The 4,394-nt window shown below is 72.3% G+C and carries 4 protein-coding genes; all 4 read right to left on the bottom strand.

Annotated features, from left to right (window positions below; translation table 11 throughout):
* The coding region (locus tag AC08OP_RS21345; RefSeq protein ID WP_476615810.1) for a DMT family transporter at nt 1–1,049 on the bottom strand (1,049 nt) is incomplete at its 3' end.
* A gap of 119 nt (nt 1,050–1,168) precedes the next feature.
* Nucleotides 1,169–2,638: a hypothetical protein gene (locus AC08OP_RS21340; RefSeq protein WP_476615809.1), complete on the bottom strand. Its 1,470-nt coding sequence runs from the start codon at nt 2,636–2,638 to the stop codon at nt 1,169–1,171.
* A gap of 62 nt (nt 2,639–2,700) precedes the next feature.
* Nucleotides 2,701–3,747, bottom strand: coding sequence for an LLM class F420-dependent oxidoreductase (locus AC08OP_RS21335; protein WP_476615811.1), 1,047 nt, complete (start codon nt 3,745–3,747; stop codon nt 2,701–2,703).
* Nucleotides 3,748–3,953: 206 nt separating this feature from the next.
* On the bottom strand, nt 3,954–4,394 hold a 441-nt coding region (locus tag AC08OP_RS21330; RefSeq protein ID WP_476615808.1), incomplete at its 5' end, for an XdhC family protein.

Here is a 4,394-nt window from a genome sequence, read left to right as displayed (position 1 = left end):
TCCACGAGGCTCGCCAGCTCCGCGCCAATGCGGTCGAGGTCCCGGCGCAGCCGGCGGCGCGCGCGGCGCAACGCCGGCCCCGGGACGCCGGCCCGCCGGCTGCGGCGCAGGTCGGCGCGCAGCCGCTCCAGGTCATGGTGCACCTGTTCCTCCAGCCGGGACAGCCGCCCCTGGGCCTGCCTCGCCACCAGCCGCGACATCTGCCCGGTGATCAGCGGAGACGTCGCCAACGTGCGGACACCCGTGACCATCACGGCCAGTCCGAGCACCTCACCGACCAACGCGAGGGGCGCCAGCCGCAGGTCGCCGCCCAGCAGGGCCACCCCGATCACCACCCCGGCCAGCGGCTCGCTGCTCACCGCGGCGGGCAGCGACGCCGGCAGCGGCGCCATCTCGTAGGCGCTCTGCAGCAGCAACGCACCGACGATCGCCGTGGCCACGACCGACCAGGGCTGCCAGGACACCAGGACCGCATCGATCCCGCGGGTGGTCAGCAGGTGACCGATGCTGCTGGTCAGGGCGGCCTGTATCGCGGACAGCAGGCCCACGGCCGTGGCCAGCATCGGGGCCCGCCGGGCAGCGGTGAGCCGCCGCGTCCCCCACACCGCACCGCACACCAGCCCGCCGGCCACCGCGCCGGTGAGGACCCAGCCGAACGTCGAGACGGCCCCCGGATCGCCCGGGTGCGGATCTCCGGCGATCAGGAAGAGCACGAGGCCACCGGCCGTCGCCGCGGCCGCCGCCCAGTCGCGGCGCGGCACCGCCCGCTGCGCCAGCAGGGCGGCGAGCGGCAGGGCGAACAGTAGCTGGCAGATCTGCAGGGATTCGACGAGGGCCACCGCGCCCCGGCTCAGCGCCGCCGCGGCCAGCACACTGCCGACCACCGCGACGGCGACCCCGACATCCCACCACGGTCGCCGCACCAACCACAGCAGCAGCCGCAGCCGCAGGACGTCATCGGGCGGCGCCCGGAAGGCAACCCGCTGCTGGATCACCGCGGCCACCGCGAAACACACCGCGGAACCGAGGCCGAGCAGATAGGTCGCCACTCCTCCTCTCCTCCTCGATCCCGCGACGTACCTTCCCGGGGAAGGTCAGGGCCTCACACGGCCGGCCCGGTGCGGTCCGGCAGCTCAGATCCCGCTCATCATGCCTGCCGGATCCAAGATCAGGGAAATGACCCCGGCCGGGACCACACCTTCGTCCGCCGCCGGGTAGCACGCCCGGGCTCGGAGGATCCGCGCGGGCGGGGAGGTCGCCCACGGCCGACGGCACGGGTCTGCTTGTGGAGCTGGTAGATCCAGGGCGGGATCGTCGCCCAGAACACAATGACGTTACCGATGATCACCCCTTTGGCTCCGCCGAGGAGGAGGCCCGTGACCGGGCCGGCGAGCAAGAAGGGCGTGAAGAAAAGATTGATCCAGAAGGTGAGCCTGGTCCGGCCGAAGGCGTAGAGCACGGCGACCGGTCCCACCGACAGCGCCGGCCCGGCCTGCGCGATCATCGCGAGGAGAAGGAGTTCACGGGTCTGGCTCCAGGTGTCGCCGAGCAGGGCCGCCCCGAAATCGTCGGGGAGGATCAGGAAGATGAGGGTCCACAGCACGCTGGAGGCAACCACCAGCGCGGACACGGCGTAGGCGGCGCGGATGATCCGACGGGCCGGGGCGCCCCTGCGGCGGGCGAACTCGGGGATCGCGAAGCTCATCAACGCGACGGCCAGGTTCGTCGTGGGGGCGAGCAGGGTCTGCAGACCGCGCAGAGCACCGACGAGCGCCGGCGAGCCGATCCCGGCGATGATCAGAATCGACGTCTGCTGCGCCCCCTGGACCGTCACGAACTCGGCGGTCATGAAGCCGGTCGTCTCGCGGTGACCAGCGAACCAGGCGAGCGCCCGCCGCGGGGCGGGCCAGACCCGATGCTGCCCAATGCCGACCACCGCGGCCAGCGCCGCGGCGGCACCCCAGACGAGGACCATCACCGGCGCGCCGCCGGCCGCGGCCCGCCCGCCAATGGCCAGCAGGACGATGCCCACGCCCATCCCGGCCGCCCAGACGAGATCGTTGACGACGGCGCGGAGGGGGCGTCCCTGGGCGAACGACGTGTAGCGCCAGGCGTCCTGCACCAGCAGGGCCGGCATGACCACACCCATCGCGATCAGGTTCGTCCCGACCACGCCCTCGAGGACGCTACCGACCGCCATCAGGCCGGCGCCCACGACGGCACCGAGTACCAGGGCCAGGCCGGACGCGGCGCGAGCGGCGGCGCGGAACGCGGCCGGGGCGGCGGCGGCGTAGCTGATCCCCAGGGGCGCCGTGGCAGCGGCGCGCGACAGGCCGACGACGATCGCGAAGATGGTGTAGGCAATCGCGAACGCACCGAACTCGGTCGGGTCGACTCGGCGGGCGATGATGAAGTTGATCGCTGCGTTGGTGCCACTCGACACGACCTGGTCGACGATCGTCCACAGCGCGTTGATCCGGCCGCGGGACCGGGACGGGTACGGATCGGCCTCCGGTAGATCCGCTGCCGCTGGATCCGCCACCCCTGGATCCGCCGCGATCTGCTCACGCGTGTCACCGTTGGTCAGACCGTCGGTGACGGCGGGGCCGTCACGATACGCCCACCGCGGTCCGCCCACGCCGATGACCCTATCGTGACGTAAAAGTCATCTTGGAATCCCCCGCCTCAGGCGGAGAGCCATCAAAGGCCGTCGGCGAGCTCGCGGATCTGCTCGATGAGACGCACCCGCTCCAGGTGCGTCGGCGCCACCGGATTGACCGCGAGCGTCGTGACCCCGGACTCCGCGAACACGGCGAGCCGCTCGGCCACCCAGCCGCGCGGCCCGATCAGGGAGAGCCTCTCCAGCAGGCCGGCCGGCACCGCGGCGGCGGCTTCCCCCTTACGGCCCGCGAGGTAGAGGTCCTGGACGAGCTCCGCCTCCGCGGCGTAGCCGTAGCGGTGGGCCAGGTCGTTGTAGAAGTTGCGGCCCCGCGCGCCCATGCCCCCCAGGTACAGCGCGAACTGCGGCCGGTCGGTGTCGCGCAGCGCGGTGACGTCGTCGCCGACGGCCAGGGAGGCCCCGGCCCAGACGTCCAGGGTGCCCAGCGCCGGGTCCCGCCTGGCCGTACCGGCCCGCACCGCCTCGCCCCACACCTCGTCCGCGCTGTCCGGCAGGTAGAAGGCGGGCATCCAACCCTCGGCGAGCTCGGCGGCGAGCTCGACGTTCTTCGGGCCGAGCGCGGCCAGCACGATCGGGATCCGGTCCCGCACCGGCCGGTTAATGATCTTCAAAGGCTTGCCGAGACCGGTCCCCCGCCCCGCGGCGAGCGGGATGTCGTAGTGACGGCCGTGGTACTCGAGGACCTCCCGGCGCCAGACCTTCCGGCAGATCTCGATGGTCTCGCGGGTCCGGCCCAGCGGGGCATCGTAGGGGACACCGTGGAAACCCTCGATGACCTGCGGCCCCGACGCGCCGATCCCGAGGGTGAACCGCCCGCGCGAGACGAAGTCGAGGCCCGCGGCGGTCATCGCGATGAGGCTCGGGGTGCGCGTGTAGAGCTGCATGATCCCCGAGGCGATCTCGACGCGCGAGGTCCGGGCGGCGAGGAACCCCAGCTGGCTGACCGCGTCGAAGCTGTAGGCCTCGGCGACCTGGATGACCTGGAGCCCGGCCTTCTCGTAGTCGGCGAGCCCCGAGACGGTCTCCTCGAAACCTCCGCTGTACCCCAGCGACATCGCGATGCGCACGTACGCCACCCCTCCGGCCAGCTCCCGCCACGGCCCCGTCGACCCTGGCGTCTCACCCCCTGAGTTTGACTCCGGCCGCGGTTCGGGCACCACCGATCACGGCCGGGGCGTCGGATCCGGAGAACTGGGGCCGGGAGAGTTGTCTTGTCCTTTTATGATCTCGTCCTTTTATGATCTTGAACGTGGATGCTCGTCAACACCGTTGATTATCTTGCTGTTCCCGTGCACCCGTCCGCGGCCTCGCCGGCCTCGCCGGGTTCGCCGGGTTCGCCGGGTTCGCCGGGTTCGGCGTGGATGCGGCCGCGGGTGGCCCACAACGGGCGGCCGCTCCCGCCCCACCGGTTCTGGATGATTTCCGCGGCGATGGAGACGGCCGTCTCCTCGGGCGTGCGCGCACCCAGATCCAGTCCGATGGGTGAGCGCAGCCGGGCCAGGTCTGGCTCGCTCACCCCCTCCTCGCGCAGCCGGCGCAGCCGGTCGGCGTGGGTGCGCCGCGACCCCATCGCCCCGACGTATCCGGCCGGGGAGCGCAGCGCCGCGCGCAGCACCGGGAGGTCGAATCTGGGGTCGTGGGTGAGGACGCAGATCACCGTGCGCGCGTCGACCTCGGTGCGGGCGAGGAACGCCGCCGGTCGCTCGCATACCAC

The sequence above is a fragment of the Frankia sp. CeRuru1 genome, assembly GCF_977966315.1.
The sequence above is the reverse complement of the archived record's forward strand: the minus strand, read 5'-3'. Positions and strand labels throughout refer to the sequence as shown.